We start from the raw sequence: 19,225 nt of genomic DNA on the forward strand, positions 1-19,225 counted from the left end.
GACGCGTTTCGGCGGGCCATCCGCCGCACCGCCGCCGAAACGCGTCCAAACGGCGAAGCCAGCGCGCGCGAGCGCGCGCGCGCGGCGCGCGCCGGCGCCCGGGCAGGAGGTCTACAGGCCGCTGTAGGCGTGCAGTCCCTTGAAGAAGAGGTTGACGATCGTGAAGTTGAACAGCACCGCGCTGAACCCGATGATCGCCAGCCACGCCGACCGCGAGCCGCGCCAGCCGCGCGTCGCCCGCGCGTGGATGTACCCGGCGTAGATCACCCAGATGATGAAGGTCCAGACTTCCTTCGTGTCCCAGCCCCAGTAGCGGCCCCAGGCCTTCTCGGCCCAGATCGCGCCCGCCATGAGCGTGAAGGTCCAGAGGATGAAGCCGATGATGTTGACCCGGTAGGCGAGGTTCTCGAGCGACACCGAGTTCGGCAGCGTCGCGAGGAACGACTTCGTGATCGCCTCGGCGCTCGCGACGAGCGACTCGCGCCTGGCCTGCATGAGCTGCACGGCCGACAGTGCGAAGCCGAGCGCGAAGAACCCGACCGACGAGGTCGCGACGAACACGTGGATGACGAGCCACACCGACTGCAAGGCGGGCGGAAGCGGTGCGACCTCGACGTAGAAGTTCACGGCGGCCACGCCGAGCAGCACGAGCACGAGCCCGGTCACGAAGGTGCCGAGGAACCGCAGGTCCTGCTTCGCGAACAGCAGCACGACCAGGTAGACGGTGGTGACCACGAGAGTGCCGGTCAAGGCGAACTCGTACATGTTCGCCCACGGCACCCGGCCGGCGGCCACGCCGCGCAGCACGTCGGCGGTCAGGTGCAGCGCCCACGCGAGCACGGTCATCGCGACGGCGACGCGCAGCGCCGGCGAACGGCCGTATTCGACCGAAGCGCCGGCCTCGAGCGCGCTGCGCCAGCGCGAACGGCGCGGGGCGGCAGCATCGGATGCCTCGCCGGTCGGCCCGTACGGGCTCGCCGACGCCGCACCGGCGCGAGCGGCCGCGACCTGAGCGGATGCGGCGGCCTGCAGCATGCCCACCGCGACCGGTGCCGCCGTGGCATCCGCATCGACCTCGTCCGCCGCGTTCGCCGCCGCGCCCGCCGCGACCCCGCGCTTGGCGAGGTCGATCGAGTACGCGATGAACGCGATGGCGTAGACCGCGAGCGCCGAGTACACGCAGAGGATCGAGATCTGGTCGGGACTGAAGCTCACGCGTCCACCTTACTTCCGGGAGTCGAGGGATCGTCAGCGCCGGATGCCTCGGCGGCCTGGGCCGCCCCGCCGTGCGCGTCGGCCAGCGCGCGCACCGCGTCGTCGAGCCCGGGATCGTCGCCGCGGGCGAGCCCCGCGTACTCGAGCACCACTCGGCCGTCGCGCCGGCGCACCGCCTTCACCCACATGCGTCGACGCGGCACGAACAGCGACACCAGCAGGCCGCCGATGATGAGGATCGCGAACACGAGCACCCAGCCCTGGGTCGGGTCGTGGTGGATGTCGAACGAGGCGAACCGCTTGACGCTGTGCGACAGGTCGCCGTCCGCCGTGCCCGCCGGCGATGCATCCTCGAGGGTGACCGTGCCTCGGCCGCCGGGCAGCTCCGCCGTCTCGCCGGGCTTCAGCTCGATCGAATCGACGCCCGTCGTGCCGCCGGTGAGCTGGGTCATGCCGCTCGGGTCGAGCGCGTACACCGACGTGGGCGTGCCGTCGTCGATGCCCAGGTCGCCCTCGTAGACGTTCAGCGTCAGCACCGGGTACACGAGGTCGGGGTAGGTCGAGGCGTACGCGCCCGTCGAGAGCACATCCTGCGTGGGATAGAAGAAGCCCACCATGCCCAGCTGCTCGTCGAGCCCGTCGGGAACCTTGATGACGCCGATCGAGGTCAGGTTCGCGTCCTGCGGCAGGAACGGCACCGAGTCGGTGAACACGACCTCGCCGTCGGGGTCGCGCACGGTGATGGTCGGCGCGTAGCCGTTGCCGAGCAGGTAGACGTCGGTGGCGTGCGTGCGCAGCGGCTCGTTGACCTTCACGGTCGCATCGGTCGACTCGCCGCCCTGGTCTTCGACGACGACGTGCGCGGTGAAGTCGATGGGCTGGCCGATCGCGTCGGCGTTCTGCGTCTCGTACACCGCGTCGAGCCCCTCGAGCGCGAGCCGGTAGGGAGCGAGTTGGGTGTCGTCGAAGAACCGGCCGGGGTTGAACGAGTCGAAGGCGCCGAGCGTGTTCACGAACGCCTGCCCCTCGACCACGACGCGCTGCCCTGCGAAGCCGAACCCGCCGCCGATCGCGACCGTCGCCAGCACGCCGAGCAGCGCGGTGTGGAAGACGAGGTTGCCGGTCTCGCGCAGGTAGCCGCGTTCGGCGGACACGGATGCCTCGCCGCGCAGGTCGTACCGCTCGACCCGGTAGCCCGCACGCTTGAGGCGCGCCGCGGCGTCGGCGATCGACGCCTCGACGGCGGCGTCCGACACCGTCGCGGACGCGACATCCGCCGCGCCCGCCGCGCCCGACTCGACCGACCCATTCGAGGCGTCTGCGCGCAGCTCGCGCTCGGTGTACCCCGCCAGTCGCGAGAGTCGCACGGGCGTGCGCGGCGGTCGTGCGCGCAGCGCCTCGAGGTGGTGCTTGGTGCGCGGGATGATGCAGCCGATGAGGGACACGAACAGCAGCAGGTAGACCGCCGAGAACCAGGCCGACGTGTACACGTCGAACATCTGGAACGAGTCGAGCACCGGCGCCAGGTCGGGATTGTCCTGGAAGTACTGGGTGACGCCGTTCGGGTCGCTCGAACGCTGCGGCACGAGCGATCCCGGCACCGCGGCGATCGCGAGCAGCAACAGCAGCAGCAGCGCGGTGCGCATGCTGGTGAGCTGCCGCCAGGCGAAGCGCAACCAACCCACGATGCCGAGTTTCGGTTGCGAGATACCGGATGCCTCGGCGTCGGGTTCGGGCGCGGAGTCGACGTGGTCGGCGGGGCGCAGCGGGTCGTGCGTGCGCGAGCCGTCGTCGACGGCGCGCTCGGCGGCCTGCCGGGCGGCCTGCTCGGCAGTCTGCTCGGCGGTCTGCTCTGCGGGATCAGAGGACGAGGTCGATGCCACGCATCACCCCCTGGAGTTCGCTCATCCAGGCCGTCCAGAGACCGCTGACCATGACCAGTCCGATCACGATCAGCAGCCCGCCGCCGATGAGGTTGATGGTTCGGATATGCCGCCGCAGGAATGCCATCGAGCCGGTCACCCAGCCGAAGCCCAGGGCGACCAACAGGAACGGGATGCCGAGCCCGATGCAGTACGCGAGCCCGAGCACCGCGCCACGCCACGCCGACTCGCTGTTGAGGCTGAGGCTCAGCACGGCGGCCAGCGCCGGGCCGATGCACGGCGTCCAGCCGAGGCCGAACACCACGCCGAGCAGCGGCGCACCGGCCAGGCCCGTCGCGGGCCGCCACGACGGCTTGAACTGGCGCTGCAGGAACGTGAACTGTCCGACGAACACGAGCCCCATCACGATGAGCACCACGCCGAGCACGCGCGTGATCGGGTCCTGCCAGGTGCGCAGCCACGCCCCGGCGACGCCGGCGAGCACCGTGTACGTCAAGAAGATCACGGTGAACCCCGCGACGAACAGCGCCACCCCGGCGAGCAGCCGTCGGCGGTTGCGCCGTTCGACCGCGGCGTCGGCCGAGGCATCCGTGAAACCGCCCAGGTACCCGAGGTAGCCCGGCACCAGCGGCAGCACGCACGGCGAGAGGAACGAGATCAGTCCCGCGGCCAGCGCGATCGGGATCGCGACCAGCAACTGCCCGCTGAAGACGAGCTCGCCCGGCCCCATCAGGCGCCCTCGTCGAGCACGCCGTCGACGATGGTCGTGAGGATCGAGGCATCCTTCACCTGGCCGAGAATGCGCGCCGCGACCCGACCCTCGCGATCGAGCACGAGCGTGGTCGGCACCGCCGCCGGCGGCACCTTGCCCGCGAACGCGAGCTGCACCCGGCCCTCGTCGGCGTCGAGAATCGACGGGTAGGTGATGGCGAAGTCGTCCTCGAAGGGGCGCGCGGTGCCGGCCTGGTCGCGCACGTTGACACCGACGAAGGCGACCTCGTCGCCGTAGTCGTCGTGCACCTGCTGCAGGATCGGCGCCTCGACCCGGCAGGGCGCGCAGCCCGCGTACCAGAAGTTCACGACCATGACCTCGCCGGCCGCGTCGGCCGAGTCGAACGCGCCGCCGTCGACCGTCTCACCCGAGAAGACGACCGGATCCTCGCGCGAGTCGGGTGCGAACTCGGCGATCGTGCCGTCGCCGGCGATGTAGTTCTTGCCACTGCCCTCGCGGTACTGGTCGGCGAGCGGGTCGGAGGTGCAGCCGGTGAGCAGCAGCGCGAGCACTACGCCGCCGGCCGAGTAGCGAGCGAAGCGAGCGTATCGAGGCCCGCTCCGAGGCATCCGGCCCATCACACCGCCCCCACATCGGTGGCCTGCGCGCCCAGCCCGGCGGCAGGATCCGTGTAGCCGACCTCGACGAAGCGGTCGCCGCGTCGCTCGAGCGTCGTGATGCTCGACAGCGCGCAGCGGCGGCGGCGGGGGTCGTGCGGGAGCCCCTTGCCCGCGAGGCGACGGTGGACCATCCAGATCGGAAGCTGGTGGCTGACGAGCACGGCGTCGCCGCCGTCGACGCTCGACCACGCGTCCTCGACGGCGTGCAGCATCCGCGTCGCGATCGAGCGGAACGGCTCGCCCCAGCTCGGCTCCCACGGGTTGACGAGGTACGCCCAGTTGCGCACGTCGCGAAGGGCGGAGTCGCGGCCGGTCATGCGCTTGCCCTCGAATCGATTCTCGGGTTCGATGAGGCGCTCATCGATGGATGCCTCGAGCCCGAATGCCGCGGCGATCGGCTCCGCCGACTGGCGCGTGCGCTGCAGCGGTGAGCTCACCAGCGCCGCGACCGTCCGCGAGCGCGCGACGAGGTCGTCGGCGGCGGACTGCGCCATGCGGTGCCCGAGCTCGCTCAGCCCGTACCCCTCGAGTCGCCCGTACAGCACGCCCTGCGGGTTGAACACCTCGCCATGGCGCACGAGATGGATCTGGTCGGCCGGCACGGGCTCCAGTCTACGGAGGCGATTCCTTCGAATTCGCCGAGCGGCGGCGGGGCATCCGGTATCGTCCCCGCATGTCCGCCGACCGCCTCATCGCCCTCGATCGCGCCGCCGAGCTCGCGGTCGCCGATGATCTGCCCGGCGCGCTCGCACTGCTGCCGTGGCTCGTGTCGTCGATCGCGCTCGACCGGGCCTCGGGCGGGTTCGACGCGTGGGGTCGGTCGACCGTGATCGACGAGCACGCCGGCGAGGTACTGCGTCGCAGCACGTTCGAGGGCCTGCACGCGATCGCGGGGCTCGGCGAGGACGCCGCCTGGCCGATCGGCAACGCCGGCCTGCTGCACGTCTACGGCTACCTGCTGTCGACGGTGCCGACGCCCTGGGGTCTGAAGCGCGAGCGATGGCTCGGCGGCGAGCTCGCCAACGCCTACGGCGGGCCGCCCGAGCGGTTCCATCCGTGGGCGGGGCCGGGCACGCTGCTCGAGCGGGTCACGGCGGATGCCTCGGAGCTGCTGTCCCGCCCCGACGCGCGTCGCCGCACGCGGCGCGTCGACGGCGTGGACACCGTGATCGCCGTGTCGCCCGCAACCGACGTTCCGGGACGGCCCGCGGCACTCGCCTACGGCCTCGACGATGGGCGCGGCATCCGGATCGTCACGACCTTCCCCGTGGCATCCGACCCGGCCGCGGTGCTCGAGGAGTTCGAGACCTCCGCGCCTGGCCTGCGCTGGAACGCCGCGCCGCCCCTCGCACCCTGACCGCCCGGACCCGCCCCGCCCGCCCGCCCGCCCGCCCGGCCCGCCCCCGCCCGCCCCGCCGCCCCACCGACCACCGTTTTCAGGAACACCCGCCCGATTCGCACCGTTTTCAGGAAGACACGCCGACGGATGCGCCGAACCGACCCATTACGCCTGAGAAAAGCAGGGGGGCGCGGGTGGGGGTGGGTGACCCGGTCAGGGGGCGAATCCGGCCGGGTAGGATGGATGCCCGTGACCGCACGCACCCTCGTCAAGCACCTCGCCGCCCGCGCCGACGGCGCCGTCACCGTCTCGGGATGGGTCGAGACCGTCCGCGACCAGAAGAAGGTGCAGTTCGTCATCCTGCGCGATGAGTCGGGTGCGGTGCAGCTGGTGAACCCCGCCACGCGCGAGCTCGCCGACGACGCCGGGCCCAAGGCATCCGCAGCCCTCGCCCTCACCGAGGCCATCTCGGGCCTCTCGCACGGCTCGTTCCTCACGGTCACCGGTGAGCTGAAGCACGACGAGCGCGTGAAGCTCGGCGGCATCGAGATCAAGATCGCGACCCTCGAGGTCGTCTCGGCAGCACCCGCCGAGCCGCCCATCGCCGCCGACTCGTCGCTCGACAAGCGCCTCGACTGGCGCTATCTCGACCTGCGCCAGCCGAAGCACAACCTGATCTTCCGCATCCAGACCACGCTCGAGCACGCGTGGCGCACCTGGTGGGTCGACAACGGCTTCATCGAGATCCACACCCCGAAGCTCATGTCGAGCCCCTCCGAGTCGCGCGCCGAACTCTTCCAGCTCGACTACTTCGAGCTCGGCACCGCGTACCTCGCGCAGAGCCCGCAGCACTTCAAGCAGATGGCCCAGGCCGCCGGCTTCGGCAAGATCTTCGAGATCAGCCCGGTGTTCCGCGCCGACCCGTCGTTCACCTCGCGGCACGCGACCGAGTTCATCTCGGTCGACGCCGAGATCAGCTGGATCGACTCCCACGAAGACGTCATGGCGATGCAGGAGCAACTGCTCGCCGCCGGTTTCGAGGCCGTGGTCGAGAAGCATGGCGACGAGATCCGCGAGCAGTTCGGCATCGAGCTCGCGGTGCCCGCGCTGCCGTTCCCGCGCATCCCGCTGCACGAGGCACGCGACATCGTGAAGGCCCGCGGGTACGAGATCCCTCGCACCGACGGCGACCTCGACCCCGAGGGCGAGCGCCAGATCGCCGCGCACGTGAAAGAGACGTACGGCCACGACTTCGTGTTCGTGACCGACTACCCCACCGGCATCCGGCCGTTCTATCACATGGTCGATCCCGAGACCGGGCTCACCAAGAGCTACGACCTGATCTACAACGGCACCGAGATCACGACCGGCGCGCAGCGCGAGCACCGCGTCGAGGTGCTCGAGGAGCAGGCCAGGGCGAAGGGCCTCGACCCCGAGGGCCTCGAGCACTACCTCGACTTCTTCCGCTACGGCATCCCGCCGCACGGCGGTTTCGGCATGGGCCTGGCACGCGTGCTCATGCTCATGCTCGGTGAGGCGTCGATCCGGGAGGTGACGTTCCTGTTCCGCGGGCCGACGCGCCTCGCACCGTAAGCGCGTCCCGCGCTCGGGTCGGGTGGGGTGAGGCGGATGCCGCGACCGGCGCCGATCCGCACCCGCCGACGTAGGCTCGGAGCATGGTCGACCTGACCCCGTTGGTGCCGATCCCCGCCGGGCGGTTCCTCATGGGCTCGGCCGAGTTCTCGGCCGACGAGACGCCCGTGCACGTACGCGAGGTCGCGACGTTCGAACTCGAGCAGCACCCCGTGACGAACGAGCAGTTCGCCGCATTCGTGGCCGATACCGGCTACGTGACGGTCGCCGAGCGCGACCTCGACCCGGCCGACTTCCCGGGCGTCGACCCCGCCGTCCTCGTGCCCGGCGGCCTCGTCTTCACTCCCACCGCTGGGCCGGTCGACCTGGGTGACTGGTCGCAGTGGTGGCGCTGGCGAGCGGGTGCCACGTGGCGCGAGCCCGGCTGGCCCGGGCCGACGGCCGACGAGCGGCCGCGACATCCGGTCGTCATGGTCGCCTACGAGGATGCCGCGACCTATGCCGCGTGGGCCGGCCGCCGCCTGCCGACCGAGGCGGAGTTCGAGTACGCCGCGCGCGGCGGGCTCGAGGGCGCCCGATTCGCCTGGGGCGACGAGGAGTTCCCGGGCGGCCGGCTGATGGTGAACCGGTGGCAGGGGCGGTTCCCGTATGAGAACACCGGCGCGGCGGGCTGGGTCGGGCCCTCACCCGTCGGCACGTTCCCCCCGAACGGCTACGGCTTGGTCGACATGACGGGCAACGTCTGGGAGTGGACGACCGACGCGTACGCGCCGCGGCACGTGGTGCCCGGGCTCGCCGATACCGCCGTCGACGCCGGCGGTCGACGCAACCTGCTCGGCTCGGCGTCGGGCGAGACATCCGGCGAGGCATCCGAGGTGCGCCGGGTGCTCAAGGGCGGGTCGCACCTCTGCTCGCCCGAGTACTGCCTGCGCTACCGCCCGGCCGCCCGCTCGCCGCAGTCCGAAGACACGGCGACGACCCACATCGGCTTCCGCTGCGCGCGCTGACGCCGACGGGCGTGACGGTGCCCGCGTGCGGTGCGGTGCCCGCGTGCGTCAGCCGAGGAGTGCCGACTTCAGGCGCACCGGGTCGACGTGCCAGTATGTGTGCATCTCGCCGTCGATGAGCACGACGGGGATCTCCTCGGCGAACCGGTCGGCGAGCGCCGCGTCGTCGAGGATCGACAGTTCGTCGTAGTCGATCGTCGGCGCGTCGGGCGTCGCCGCCACCTCGTCGCGCACGGCGCCGACGACCTCGCGCGCATCGTCGCAGAGGTGGCAGCCGGGCTTGCCGATGAGCGTGAGGCGGATGGTGCGTGCGGTCACCGTCTCAGCGTACGCGGCCGCGCACGGCGCAGGCCCGAGGCATCCTGACGCCGAAGAACGGGCATGCAAAAAGCGCCGGACGGATCCGGCGCTCAGTGCGGAGCAGGCGCGAGCCTACTTCTTGTTGCGACGCTGGTGGCGCGTCTTGCGAAGAAGCTTGCGGTGCTTCTTCTTCGCCATGCGCTTGCGACGCTTCTTGATGACGGAACCCATCAGAACCTCACTGAAAAAGTCGAGCCGGCGGCGCGTGCCGCTGCCGTGGGCGGGAAAGCCTCAGGGTAGTCTACCGGATCCCCCGACCGGCCCCGTTCCCCACCCATTCCCGGACCCCCGCTCCCACTCCTCCCACCCCTCCCGGCGCCCCAACTCTTTTCAGGAAGAACCGTCGCAATCCGCACCGTTCTCAGGAGAACACGCCGATTCCGCAGCGAATCCGACCCATTCCGCCTGAGAAAAGCATCCGCAGGCAGGTTAGGTTCGAAGGATGCTCCGCGATGAACTCGTCATCCGTACGACCCGAGAAGACGACTGGCAGGCGGTGCGCGCGCTGCGGCTCGAGATGCTGCGCGACACGCCGCTCGCCTACGCCGAGACCCTCGACCACGCGCTGCAGGTCGAGGAACCCGAGTGGCGCCAGCGCGCGCGCCGCGGCGAGACGCCCGGGCAGACCTCGGTGGTCGCGATCGAGGGCGAGCGCTGGGTCGGGCAGATGGGCGGATGGCTCCCTCAGGGCGAATCCGTGCCGCTGCTGGTCGGCGTGTACGTGGCGCCCGACCGCCGCGGCGAGGCATCCGGGGTCGCGCGCGCCCTGTTGGACGCGATCGAGACGTGGGCGCGCGGATACGGCGACACGCTGCGCCTCGAGGTGCACGAGCACAACCCGCGGGCCATCCGCTTCTACGAGAAGCTCGGCTTCTCGTTCACCGGCCGCAGCCGCGACTACGAGCTCGAGCCGGGCGGCCTCGAACTCGAGATGATCAAGCGCCTCGCCTGACGGCGGGCCGCGTCAGCCCTTGCGCAGCGGCCCGACGACCGAGCTGACCGAATGGGCGGTCTCGGCGAACGCCTTGCCGAGCTTCGCAGCGAACGCGAGCTGCTCGTCGTTCAGGGCGCTGTCGTGCTCATCGGCCGAGGCGAGCTTGGCCGCATCCGCCGCGGCGTCCTGCGCGAGGAACGGGATGAGCCAGTCTTCCAGCTCTTCGAGCGGGGCGCGATCGAGCCGGTAGTAGCGGTGCTGGCCCTCCTCGCGCACGGCGACGAGGCCCGTCTCGCGCAGCACCTTGAGGTGCTTCGACACGGTCGGCTGGCTGGCACCCAGCACGGCGACGATCTCGGACACGCTGATCTCGCCACCCGACTGCGGCGCGTCGGTCTCGCGATCGAGGAGTACGGCGAGGATGTCGCGCCGGGTCGAGTCCGCCACCACGTCGAAGATGTCCGCCATGGGTCAAGGGTAGTCATTCGCACCGGGGAGTACCATGACACACGCGTTCAGCGGACGTCGGGTTGGAGGAGCGCGTGAGGCGGAGGGGACCTGCGGCGCTTCGCGCTCCCCAACGGAGCTGGCTCGGCCGGACCCGCGACGCCGTCGACGCCTTCGTGCGCACGTCGCCGTCGCGCTTCGCGATCACCGTGTTCACTGGGCTCATCCTGCTGTTCACACTGCTGTTCTCGCTGCCCGTCGCCCGCTCGGGGCCCGGCACGGCCGTGCCGCTGCACGACGCGTTCTTCACCGCCGTCTCGGTGATCTGCGTCACCGGCCTGTCGACGGTCGACATGGCCACCTACTGGTCGCCGTTCGGCAACCTGCTCGTGTTCGTCGGCGTGAACATCGGCGGTGTCGGCGTGCTCACGCTCGCGACCACCCTCGGCCTGGTCATCTCGCGCCGGCTCGGTCTGCGGGCCAAGCTGCTCGCCGCGAGCGACTCGAACCCGTCGCGGCTGCACGTGGGCCCGGTGGCCGAGCGGCAGGCGGTACGACTCGGCGAGGTGGGCGGGCTGCTGGTCACGGTCGCGGTCAGCGCCCTGGTCATCGAGACGACGGTCGCCGTGGCGATGATCCCGAGCATGTTCGCGGCCGGCTACGACGCGTTCCACTCGATCTGGTACGCGTTCTACTACTCGGCGATGGCGTTCACGAACACGGGCTTCACCCCGAACCCGGGTGGCCTCGAACCGTTCATGCACGACTACTGGATGCAGTCGTGGCTCATGGTCGGGGTGTTCCTCGGCAGCCTCGGCTTCCCGGTGATCTTCGCGCTCGCGCGCGGGTGGCGGCAGCCGCGCCGGTGGAGCCTGCACGTGAAGCTCACGCTGACCACGACGATCATCCTGTTCATCGCCGGCGCCGTCATGTACATCCTGCTCGAGCACGGCAACCCGGCCACGTACGGCAGGCTCGACGCCGGGCCGACGATCTTCCAGTCGATGTTCATGTCGGTGATGGCGCGCTCGGGCGGATTCGCGACCGTGAACATGCACGACCTGTACGGCTCGAGCCAGCTCGTCACCGACATGCTCATGTTCGTCGGCGGCGGCTCGGCGTCGACCGCGGGCGGCATCAAGGTCACGACCCTCGCGGTGCTGTTCCTCGCCGCATTCGCGGAGGCGCGCGGCACGCCGTCGATGGAGGCGTTCGGGCGACGCATCCCGCGCGACATGCTGCGCCTCTCGGTCGCGGTCGTGCTGTGGGGGTCGACGATCGTGGCCGCCGCGTCGATCGCGATCCTGCAGATCTCGAAGCAGCCCTTCGACTATGTGCTGTTCGACGTGATCTCGGCGTTCGCCACCTGCGGCCTGACGACGGGACTCACCGCCGACCTGCCGCCCGCCGGCGTGTACGTCATGGCCTTCACCATGTTCTTCGGGCGCGTCGGCACGGTGACCCTCGCGGCCGCCCTCGCCGCGACGACCCGTCGACAGCTGTACAAACGACCGGAAGAGAGGCCCATCGTTGGTTGATCGCATCAGACATGACGCCCCGGTGCTCGTCATCGGACTCGGGCGGTTCGGCGCGGCCACAGCCGGTCAGCTCGACCGCCTCGGCCGCGAGGTACTCGCCGTCGACACCGACGAGAACCTCGTGGGGAAGTGGGCCGACCGCGTGACGCACGCGGTGGTCGCCGACGCGAAGTCGATCGACGCGCTGAAGCAGATCGGCGCGCAGGACTTCTCGATCGCGGTGTGCGCGGTCGGCTCATCGGTCGAGGCATCCGTGCTCATCACCGCGAACCTCGTCGACCTGAAGATCCCGCAGATCTGGGCCAAGGCGATCTCGGCGTCGCACGGCAAGATCCTCGAGCGCATCGGCGCGAACCACGTCATCTACCCCGAGCGCGAGGCCGGTGAGCGCACCGCGCACCTGGTGAGCGGCCGGATGCTCGATTTCATCGAGTTCGATGACGACTTCGCGCTCGTGAAGATGTACCCGCCGAAGCCGATCCGGGGCAAGAACCTCACCGAGTCGGGGGTGCGTTCGCGCCACCGGGTCACGGTGGTCGGGGTGAAGAGCCCGGGCAAGCCGTTCACGTACGCGACCGAGCAGACGGTCGTGTCGAACCACGACCTGATCATCGTCTCGGGCACCGAGGGCGACATCGAGAAATTCGCGGCGCTCGAGTAGGGCTCGACCGGATGCCGCGTCACCGCGCCGTGGCGAGACATCCGCGCCGTGGCGAGACCTCCGTTCGCAGCATTCCCAACATCGCGAAACCGGCGTACCGTCACGCGCATGACCACCGTGATCCGCACGTCGGCGCTCGTGAAGCGCTTCGGCCGCACCACCGCGCTCGACGGCCTCGACCTCGAAGTCGCGCAGGGATCGGTGCACGGATTCCTCGGCCCCAACGGCGCGGGCAAGTCGACCACGATCCGGATCCTGCTCGGCCTCGCCCGGGCGACCTCGGGCGAGGCATCCGTCTTCGACCGGGAGCCGTGGACCCATGCGGCCGCCCTGCACCGCCGCATCGCCTACGTGCCCGGCGACGTCGCCCTGTGGCCGAACCTCACGGGCGGCGAGGCCATCGACCTGCTGTCGCGACTGCGCGGCGGCACCGCCGATCGCGCCGCGTACGCGAAACGCAAGCAGGCGCTCGCCGAGGCGTTCGAGTTCGATCCGCGCAAGAAGGGCCGCGCCTACTCGAAGGGCAACCGGCAGAAGGTCGCGCTCGTCGCCGCGTTCGCGACGCCCGCCGACCTGTACATCCTCGACGAGCCGACCAGCGGACTCGACCCGCTCATGGCGCAGGTGTTCGCGCGCGAGGTCGACCGGGTCGCCGAGGCCGGGGCGACCGTGCTGCTGTCGAGCCACATCCTGAGCGAGGTCGAGGAGCTCTGCGACCGGGTGAGCATCATCCGCGCGGGCCGTGTGGTCGAATCGGGCACGCTGGCCGACCTGCGCCGCCTGACCCGCACCGAGATCTCGTTCGCCGCCGACGGGCTCGTGCCCGATGCGGCCGCGGGCCTCGCCGGGGCGCACGACCTGCGCGTCGACCACGGGCGGGTGAGCTTCACCGTCGACTCCGCAGCGGTCGCGGGCGTGCTGCCCGAACTCGGCCGGCTCGGGGTCACGGGGCTCACCGTCGCGCCGCCTTCACTCGAGGAGCTGTTCCTGCGGCAGTACGGTGACGAGATCGCGGCCGGCCGCCCCGGGGCGCAGGCGTGAGCACCTTGCTCCCGCTGCTTCGGCAGCGCGCCCGCCGCGACCGCCTGCAGCTCGCGCTCTGGATCGTCGGCACGGCGCTGCTCGCCTATGCGTCGGTCGGCGCGGTCTTCGACACCTACGGCTCGGAGGACGATCGCCGCGACATCCTCAGCGTCGCGATCGCGACCCGCACCATCCTGATCTTCCGCGGCACGCCCAACGGCGTCGATGACGGTGCGTTCGCCTTCTTCCTGATCTACGCGTGGCTGGCGCTCATGGGCGGGCTCATGAGCACGTTCCTCGCCGTGCGCCACACCCGCATGGAGGAGGAGCAGGGCCGCACCGAGCTGGTCTCGGCCACGCCCGCCGGGCGCGTGCTGCCGACCGTGGCGACCGTCGTGCACGGCGTACTCGCCAACGTGCTGCTCGGCGCCGCGGTCGCGCTCGCGTTCATCTCGAACGGGTTGGATGTCACGGGCTCGCTCGTGACCGGAGCCGCCATGACCGCGCCGGGGCTGGCATTCCTCGCCTTCGGGCTGTTCGCCGCGCAGCTGTTCCGCACCTCGCGCGGGGCGAACAGCCTCTCGGTCGCGTTCGTGCTCGCCGCCTACCTGCTGCGCGGCATCGGCGACGCCGCCGGCACGCCCGCCGACGACCTGCTGCACGTCACGCCCGCATGGCCGAGTTGGCTGTCGCCGATCGGGTACGGGCAGTTCACCGGCGCGTTCGTCGAGAACGACCTCGTGCCGCTGCTCGTGCCGATCGGGTTCGCCGTGCTCGTCACCGCGGGCGTCTTCCGGCTGCAGTCGGTGCGCGACCAGGGGGCGAGCCTGCTGCCCGGCCGGGTCGGCCGGTCCGATGCGCGGGCCGGCCTGTCGAGCTCGTCCGGGCTGGCGTGGCGGCTGAACATCTCGATTCTCGCCGCGTGGACCGTCGGCGGCATCGCGACCGGCCTGCTCGCCACATCGCTGTCGTCGATCATCGGCGAGGTCGCGGGCGACACCCCCCAGGTCGCCGAGACGCTGAAAGCGATGATCGGCGACGACGCGACCCTCGAGCAGGCGTTCGTCGCGACGTTCTACGGGCTGGTCGGCATCCTCGCCGCGTGCTGCGCAGTACAGGTCGGCGTCCGCGCCCGGCAGGAGGAAGTCCGCGGCACCGCCGAGCTGGTCCTGGCGGCACCCGTACCGCGGGTGCGGTGGCTGCTCGAGTACTGGGTCGTCGGGGTGATCGTGATCGTCGTCGTGCTGACCGCGTCGGCCCTCGCCGGCCTCGTGGGCGCGGTGGGCGCGAGCGACGCCGCCGCCCTCGTACCGAACGTTCTCGAGGCCGCCACCGCTCAGTTGCCCGCCTGCCTGGTGTTCCTCGGCGTCACGCTGCTCGTCTTCGCCTACCTGCCGCAGGCGACCGTCCCGATCGGGTGGGCGTTCGTCGGACTCGGCGCGATCCTCGGATTGTTCGGCCCGATCCTCGGGTTGCCCGAATGGCTCGTCGACCTCTCGCCGTTCGCGCACTCACCCGTGCCCGCGGGCGACGACACCGACTGGTCGGGCGGGTGGTGGCTTCTCGGCATCGGCTTGGTCGCGAGTGCGCTCGCGGTCTGGTCGATGCGGCGGCGCGAGCTCGCGACGGGCGGGTGATCGGATGGTTCGGATGGTTCGGATGGTTCGGATGGTTCGGATGGTTCGGATGCCTCGCGGCGCGCCTGCGTTGCGGCTCAGCCTGCGGTGAGCGACAGGATCAGGCCCGCGGCGAGTGCCACCACGCCGACCACCAGCAGGATCAGCGCGAGCAGGCCGAGCACCCGCGCCGCATGGCTGCGCCGCTCGAACCGCAGTCGTCCGCCGGCGGTCGCCCAACCGATCGCGTCCTCGACGCCGCCCTCGAGCTTGGCCTGCTCGTCGGCGTCGAGGGGTCGCTCGTGCAGTTCGTCGCCCGCGAACCAGCGGGCGACCGGGGCGGCCTGGTCGACTCCGGGCACGACCACCACCTCGACCTCGCGCCATCCGCCGTCGGCGCTGCGCGCCGCGATCCACGCGATCGCCAGCACGGCACCCGCGCCGAGCCCGACCCAGCTCAGCACCTCGAGCAGCAGGCCGATGACGTCGAGAGCGGGCACGAGCCGAGCGTACCGGGCGGCGCGCGGCTACTCGGGCAGCCGCGTGGCGGCGAGCCCGCGCATCCGGGCGAGCCAGCGTGCCGCGGTGGCGCCGTCGAACGGCGGCTCGTGTCGGCGCACGGCCTCGAGCACCGCGTCGGCGTCGGCGCGTACGCGGGCAACGACATCGGCAGGGTACCCGAACGTGATCGCGTGCTCGGCGAACTCGTCTTCGTCGTCGATGTATGCGGGCGCGCCGTCGCGCTCGACCACGTCGAGGTCGAGGTCGACGTACGAGATCGTCCAGGTGCCGTGCCCGTCGAACCGCCATTCGGGCACGCTCGCGAGATCGACGTAGATGCCGAGCCCGCGCGGGTGGCCGTCGTTGAACGCGGGGGCCCAGCCGGCACGCGGGAACATCCCCACCGCCGGCCAGTCGGCGACGAACGACTTGCCGGGGCGGGCATAGCTCGTGCCCGGCGGGAATCCGAGCCAGTCGCCGTGCCGGTCGGCGCCGAGCCAGATGCCGTCGAACGCCCAGTGCGGCGAGTCGTCCCACTTCGTGACGCGCACGCGCACCGGAGTGCCGGCGTGCAGGTCGTTCGGACGCATGCGCCGAGCCTACGCCCGGTCCCGCGCCCGCCGTGCTTTCGGAGATCCGCGTCGGATCGGGGCCGGTCTCCTCGTCGGATCCGAGGTCGCGCAGATCTCCGAGAACGTGGCGGCGCCTACCCTGGAACGGTGGACTGCGCGTACTTCGACGCCGGCGTATGCCGGTCGTGCTCGCTCATGGGCGACCCGTACGACGCGCAGCTGGCGGGCAAGCAGCGGCACGCCGAGCAGCTGCTCGCGCCGTTCGGCGTCGGCACGTGGCATCCGCCCGTGGCATCCGGCGAGCGCGACTACCGCAACAAGGCGAAGATGGTCGTCGGCGGCACCGTGGACGCCCCGACGATCGGCATCCTCGACGCCGACGGGCACGGCATCGACCTGCAGGCGTGCGGCATCTGCTCGCCCGGGCATCGGTCGGCGTTCCCGGTGCTGGCGCGGTTCATCGCGCTCGCCCGCATCGCGCCGTACGAGGTCGCGTCGCGTCGCGGCGAGCTGAAGCACCTCATCGTCACCGAGTCGCCCGACGGCGAGCTGATGATCCGGTTCGTGCTGCGTTCGACGGAGCCGGTCGCCCGCATCCGCAAACACCTGCCGGCGCTGCTGGCCGAGCTGCCGCAGGCCCGCGTGGTGTCGGCGAACATCCTGCCCGAGCACAAGGCGGTGCTCGAGGGCGAGCACGAGATCCTGCTCACCGAGCAGCAGACGCTGCCGATGCGCCTCAACGACGTGACGATGCACCTGCGCCCGCAGAGCTTCTTCCAGACGAACACGGCGATCGCGGCGGCGCTCTACGCCGAGGCGCGCGACTGGATCCGCGACCTCGCCCCCGACTCCGCCTGGGACCTGTACTCGGGGGTCGGCGGCTTCGCGCTGCACCTCGCGACCGCGGGCGGCGCGCGGGTGACGGGCATCGAGACGAGCGTCGAAGCGGTCGCGAGCGCCGAGCTGAGCCGATCGGATGCCGCGCTCGAGCGCGTGCGGTTCGAAGCCGGCGACGCCACCGCGTTCGCGCTCGGGGCGGCGCCGCACGAGGCGCCCGCCCTCGTGGTGGTGAACCCGCCCCGCCGCGGCATCGGCCCCGAGCTCGCGCACTGGCTCGAGGCATCCGACGTGTCGCACGTGCTCTACTCGAGCTGCAACGCGGCCTCGCTCGCCCGCGACCTGGCCGCGATGCCGTCGCTGCGGCCGGTGCGGGCGCGCGTCTTCGACATGTTCCCGCAGACCACCCACTTCGAGGTCATGACCCTCCTCGCCCGCACCTGACCTCCGCCCCGCCCCCCCGCCGAACTTTTTTCAGGAGCCGCACCCCCGAAACGCACTCTTTTCAGGAGGACACGCCGTGCGGAGCGCGAAGCCGACCCATTACGCCTGAAAAAGGCAGGGTTGCGGCTGAAGAACGCGACGGGGGTCAGCCGGCGGGCGGAGGGACCGCGCCGGCGCGGGCCAGGCAGAACCGACGGACCGGCTCGGTCGGCACGAGGGCCGCGAGGCGCGCGTACTCCGTCGCGGCCTGCTCGCGGCGGCCGGTACGCCACGCGAGGTCGGCGAGGGCCAGGCTCGCGTCGAGTGCCGCGTAGGGCGCGGAGCCATCGGCGAGTCGATGCAGCTCGAGCTCGATCATGCGCAGCGACGCCGTGCGCTCGCCCGACTCGGGTGCGAGCAGGCTCCGGTGCAGTTCCGCGGCGAGCCGGCCCGCGGTGACCGACGGCGAGCCCCACACCCGTTCGAGCGCCAGGTAGAACGCGACCACCCGATCCCAGTCGGTCTCGGCGAAGCTCGGCGCCGACGTGTGCAACCCGGCGATCGCGGCCTCGAGCACGAACCGTCCGTCGCCGCGATCGGCCGCGGCCGCGGCATCGTCGAGCCCGGCCTCGATGAGGCGGCGATCCCACCGGCGCCGATCGACCTCGTCGAGGGGCATCGCCGCACCCCGCTCGTCGAGCCGGCCGGGCCGCCGCGCGAGCCCGAGCCGGATGACGGCGCGGAGCCCGCGCACCTCGGCGTCGTCGGGGAACTCGGCGACGAGCGCATCGGCGATCGACAGCGCCTGCCGCCCCAGGTCGTCGAGCGCGCTCTGCGGATCGAGCACGTCGCGATGCGCGACGGTGAACATGCCGGCCACGCTCGCCAGCACGACCGGCAGCCGAACCCGGCGTTCGGGCGCCTCGGGCACGCGGAAGCGACCGCGCGCCTCGGCGAGCGCCCGCTTGGCCCGGGTGAGGCGCGCCGCCGCGGTCGACGGCTGGACGCCGAGATGTGCGGCGATGCGCGCCACGTCGAGGCCGCACACCACCCGCAGGGCGAGCACGAGCCGGGCCTGCTCGGTCAGTGCGGGGTCGCAGGCCACGAACAGCAGGGCCACGCGGTCGTCGAGCGCGTCGCCGAGCGGGGCATCCAGCGCGGATGTCTCGTGCGAAACATCCGCTCGACCGGCCTCGTCGCGCAACTCGCCCGCGAGACGTTCCGCGTGGCGCTGCTCGACGGCCGTGCGCCGCCGGTCGTCGATCCACGCCCGCTTGCCCACGGCCGTGCACCAGGCCGCGAGCGACCCGAGGGGCCGTTCATCGTGGCCGACCCGGGCGACGGCGCGCGCGATCGCCTCGGCCGCGTACTCCTGCGCGTCGTCGAGGCTGCCGGTGTAGGCGGCCAGCGAGCGCACGATCCGCGGCCAGGCGTCGACGAAGTCCTCGCCCAGGTCGGCGATCGGGTCGGTCACTGGGTGGGGAACACCTTGCGCCACTCGATGTGGCCTCCGGTCGGCACGAGCGCGGCGATGTGCCGAGCCTGGGCTTCGTCGGCGACCTCGACGAGGTAGAACCCCGAGACGACCTCGCTCGTGTCGGGGTAGGGCCCGTCGGAGTAGACCGCGTCGTCGACGGCGCGGTCGCCCGAACCCGGCGTCACGCGGCCGCCGTAGCGCGCGTTCTGCAGTGCGGCGGCGCCGACGATGCGGGCGCCGAGCTTCGCGACCGCCTGCTGGAACGCCTTGTGCTCGGGGAAATTCATCTCGGGGTTCCCGCCGGGAACCCCGCCACCGCCGAGGAACGCGTCCGAGTCCCAGTCGGGCTCGTGGATGAGGAAGGCGTACGTGTCGGTCATGGCAACTCCTTGGTCAGCACCCCTCGG

At 71.5% G+C, this 19,225-nt stretch carries 21 protein-coding genes; 9 read left to right on the forward strand and 12 right to left on the reverse strand.

The window, feature by feature from the left end; genetic code table 11:
• Positions 1–111: 111 nt before the first annotated feature.
• The 5 genes from ccsB to FLP10_RS06700 form a co-directional block, all read right to left on the reverse strand.
• Positions 112–1,215: a c-type cytochrome biogenesis protein CcsB gene (gene ccsB / locus FLP10_RS06680; protein WP_149160161.1), complete on the reverse strand. Its 1,104-nt coding sequence runs from the start codon at positions 1,213–1,215 to the stop codon at positions 112–114.
• On the reverse strand, positions 1,212–2,981 hold the full coding sequence (resB, locus tag FLP10_RS06685) for a cytochrome c biogenesis protein ResB (protein ID WP_149162127.1): 1,770 nt from the start codon (positions 2,979–2,981) through the stop codon (positions 1,212–1,214). Before resB ends, ccsB begins: the two co-directional genes overlap by 4 nt.
• A gap of 94 nt (positions 2,982–3,075) precedes the next feature.
• Complete coding sequence (locus FLP10_RS06690) at positions 3,076–3,828, reverse strand: cytochrome c biogenesis CcdA family protein (protein ID WP_149160162.1); 753 nt, start codon at positions 3,826–3,828, stop codon at positions 3,076–3,078.
• The gene (locus FLP10_RS06695; RefSeq protein WP_149160163.1) at positions 3,828–4,439 is read right to left on the reverse strand and encodes a TlpA family protein disulfide reductase; all 612 of its coding nucleotides are present in this window, start codon (positions 4,437–4,439) and stop codon (positions 3,828–3,830) included. Before FLP10_RS06695 ends, FLP10_RS06690 begins: the two co-directional genes overlap by 1 nt.
• Positions 4,440–4,447: 8 nt before the next feature.
• Entirely contained in the window at positions 4,448–5,092 is a 645-nt protein-coding gene (locus FLP10_RS06700; RefSeq protein ID WP_149160164.1) for a histidine phosphatase family protein, read from the reverse strand.
• 71 nt (positions 5,093–5,163) lie between these two features.
• Between FLP10_RS06700 and FLP10_RS06705 the strand changes: the two genes are divergently transcribed.
• The 3 genes from FLP10_RS06705 (at position 5,164) to FLP10_RS06715 (ending at position 8,429) form a co-directional block, all read left to right on the forward strand.
• A complete protein-coding gene (locus tag FLP10_RS06705; RefSeq protein WP_149160165.1) occupies positions 5,164–5,847 on the forward strand; it encodes an amino acid deaminase in 684 nt (227 codons plus the stop codon).
• A 225-nt stretch (positions 5,848–6,072) separates the two neighbouring features.
• Positions 6,073–7,422 carry an aspartate--tRNA(Asn) ligase gene (gene aspS / locus FLP10_RS06710; RefSeq protein WP_210418489.1) on the forward strand — a complete coding sequence of 450 codons (1,350 nt, stop codon included), beginning with the start codon at positions 6,073–6,075 and terminating at the stop codon, positions 7,420–7,422.
• Between the two features lie 83 nt (positions 7,423–7,505).
• Positions 7,506–8,429 carry a formylglycine-generating enzyme family protein gene (locus FLP10_RS06715; RefSeq protein WP_210418490.1) on the forward strand — a complete coding sequence of 308 codons (924 nt, stop codon included), beginning with the start codon at positions 7,506–7,508 and terminating at the stop codon, positions 8,427–8,429.
• A 48-nt stretch (positions 8,430–8,477) separates the two neighbouring features.
• Here the strand turns inward: FLP10_RS06715 and FLP10_RS06720 are convergent, their stop codons facing one another.
• Both FLP10_RS06720 and FLP10_RS06725 read right to left on the reverse strand, forming a co-directional pair.
• Complete coding sequence (locus FLP10_RS06720) at positions 8,478–8,747, reverse strand: glutaredoxin family protein (RefSeq protein WP_149160167.1); 270 nt, start codon at positions 8,745–8,747, stop codon at positions 8,478–8,480.
• 114 nt (positions 8,748–8,861) lie between these two features.
• Positions 8,862–8,960, reverse strand: a complete 99-nt coding sequence (locus tag FLP10_RS06725) for a 30S ribosomal protein bS22 (protein WP_003792170.1) — start codon at positions 8,958–8,960, stop codon at positions 8,862–8,864.
• A gap of 271 nt (positions 8,961–9,231) precedes the next feature.
• On the opposite strand from FLP10_RS06725, the gene FLP10_RS06730 reads away from it, so the two are divergent.
• Positions 9,232–9,741 carry a GNAT family N-acetyltransferase gene (locus tag FLP10_RS06730; protein WP_149160168.1) on the forward strand — a complete coding sequence of 170 codons (510 nt, stop codon included), beginning with the start codon at positions 9,232–9,234 and terminating at the stop codon, positions 9,739–9,741.
• 12 nt (positions 9,742–9,753) lie between these two features.
• On the opposite strand, the gene FLP10_RS06735 is transcribed toward FLP10_RS06730, so the two are convergent.
• Positions 9,754–10,191 carry an ArsR/SmtB family transcription factor gene (locus FLP10_RS06735; RefSeq protein ID WP_149160169.1) on the reverse strand — a complete coding sequence of 146 codons (438 nt, stop codon included), beginning with the start codon at positions 10,189–10,191 and terminating at the stop codon, positions 9,754–9,756.
• Between the two features lie 74 nt (positions 10,192–10,265).
• Here FLP10_RS06735 and FLP10_RS06740 point away from each other — a divergent pair, with 74 nt between their 5' ends.
• From FLP10_RS06740 to FLP10_RS06755, 4 genes are all read left to right on the forward strand, one after another.
• Positions 10,266–11,708, forward strand: coding sequence for a TrkH family potassium uptake protein (locus tag FLP10_RS06740; RefSeq protein ID WP_149160170.1), 1,443 nt, complete (start codon positions 10,266–10,268; stop codon positions 11,706–11,708).
• A complete protein-coding gene (locus FLP10_RS06745; RefSeq protein WP_149160171.1) occupies positions 11,701–12,369 on the forward strand; it encodes a potassium channel family protein in 669 nt (222 codons plus the stop codon). Before FLP10_RS06740 ends, FLP10_RS06745 begins: the two co-directional genes overlap by 8 nt.
• A 108-nt stretch (positions 12,370–12,477) precedes the next feature.
• Positions 12,478–13,410: an ABC transporter ATP-binding protein gene (locus tag FLP10_RS06750; protein WP_210418491.1), complete on the forward strand. Its 933-nt coding sequence runs from the start codon at positions 12,478–12,480 to the stop codon at positions 13,408–13,410.
• Positions 13,407–15,029, forward strand: a complete 1,623-nt coding sequence (locus FLP10_RS06755; RefSeq protein ID WP_149160172.1) for an ABC transporter permease — start codon at positions 13,407–13,409, stop codon at positions 15,027–15,029. The genes FLP10_RS06750 and FLP10_RS06755 overlap by 4 nt, the downstream gene beginning before the upstream one ends.
• Positions 15,030–15,106: 77 nt before the next feature.
• Here FLP10_RS06755 and FLP10_RS06760 read toward each other — a convergent pair whose 3' ends face one another.
• Both FLP10_RS06760 and FLP10_RS06765 read right to left on the reverse strand, forming a co-directional pair.
• Positions 15,107–15,508, reverse strand: a complete 402-nt coding sequence (locus tag FLP10_RS06760) for a hypothetical protein (protein WP_149160173.1) — start codon at positions 15,506–15,508, stop codon at positions 15,107–15,109.
• 27 nt (positions 15,509–15,535) lie between these two features.
• Positions 15,536–16,099 (reverse strand): DUF402 domain-containing protein, encoded by a 564-nt coding sequence (locus FLP10_RS06765; protein WP_149160174.1) that lies wholly within the window; start codon positions 16,097–16,099, stop codon positions 15,536–15,538.
• Between the two features lie 129 nt (positions 16,100–16,228).
• On the opposite strand from FLP10_RS06765, the gene rlmC reads away from it, so the two are divergent.
• Positions 16,229–17,362 (forward strand): 23S rRNA (uracil(747)-C(5))-methyltransferase RlmC, encoded by a 1,134-nt coding sequence (rlmC, locus tag FLP10_RS06770; protein ID WP_149160175.1) that lies wholly within the window; start codon positions 16,229–16,231, stop codon positions 17,360–17,362.
• 145 nt (positions 17,363–17,507) lie between these two features.
• Here rlmC and FLP10_RS06775 read toward each other — a convergent pair whose 3' ends face one another.
• Positions 17,508–18,815, reverse strand: coding sequence for a DUF6596 domain-containing protein (locus FLP10_RS06775; protein WP_246150243.1), 1,308 nt, complete (start codon positions 18,813–18,815; stop codon positions 17,508–17,510).
• Positions 18,812–19,198 carry a YciI family protein gene (locus tag FLP10_RS06780; RefSeq protein WP_149160176.1) on the reverse strand — a complete coding sequence of 129 codons (387 nt, stop codon included), beginning with the start codon at positions 19,196–19,198 and terminating at the stop codon, positions 18,812–18,814. The genes FLP10_RS06775 and FLP10_RS06780 overlap by 4 nt, the downstream gene beginning before the upstream one ends.
• Positions 19,199–19,225: the final 27 nt, after the last annotated feature.

Origin of the sequence: Agromyces intestinalis (assembly GCF_008365295.1) — a bacterium.
Classification (GTDB): domain Bacteria; phylum Actinomycetota; class Actinomycetes; order Actinomycetales; family Microbacteriaceae; genus Agromyces; species Agromyces intestinalis.

What these genes read in the sequence shown, in the direction of transcription:
- FLP10_RS06690 (WP_149160162.1), bottom strand. Translation starts at nt 3,828, where the DNA reads ATGGGGCCGGGCGAGCTCGTCTTCAGCGGGCAGTTGCTGGTCGCGATC.
- FLP10_RS06695 (WP_149160163.1), bottom strand. Translation starts at nt 4,439, where the DNA reads ATGCCTCGGAGCGGGCCTCGATACGCTCGCTTCGCTCGCTACTCGGCC.
- FLP10_RS06705 (WP_149160165.1), top strand. Translation starts at nt 5,164, where the DNA reads ATGTCCGCCGACCGCCTCATCGCCCTCGATCGCGCCGCCGAGCTCGCG.
- aspS (WP_210418489.1), top strand. Translation starts at nt 6,073, where the DNA reads ATGCCCGTGACCGCACGCACCCTCGTCAAGCACCTCGCCGCCCGCGCC.
- FLP10_RS06715 (WP_210418490.1), top strand. Translation starts at nt 7,506, where the DNA reads ATGGTCGACCTGACCCCGTTGGTGCCGATCCCCGCCGGGCGGTTCCTC.
- FLP10_RS06725 (WP_003792170.1), bottom strand. Translation starts at nt 8,960, where the DNA reads ATGGGTTCCGTCATCAAGAAGCGTCGCAAGCGCATGGCGAAGAAGAAG.
- FLP10_RS06730 (WP_149160168.1), top strand. Translation starts at nt 9,232, where the DNA reads ATGCTCCGCGATGAACTCGTCATCCGTACGACCCGAGAAGACGACTGG.
- FLP10_RS06735 (WP_149160169.1), bottom strand. Translation starts at nt 10,191, where the DNA reads ATGGCGGACATCTTCGACGTGGTGGCGGACTCGACCCGGCGCGACATC.
- FLP10_RS06750 (WP_210418491.1), top strand. Translation starts at nt 12,478, where the DNA reads ATGACCACCGTGATCCGCACGTCGGCGCTCGTGAAGCGCTTCGGCCGC.
- FLP10_RS06765 (WP_149160174.1), bottom strand. Translation starts at nt 16,099, where the DNA reads ATGCGTCCGAACGACCTGCACGCCGGCACTCCGGTGCGCGTGCGCGTC.
- FLP10_RS06780 (WP_149160176.1), bottom strand. Translation starts at nt 19,198, where the DNA reads ATGACCGACACGTACGCCTTCCTCATCCACGAGCCCGACTGGGACTCG.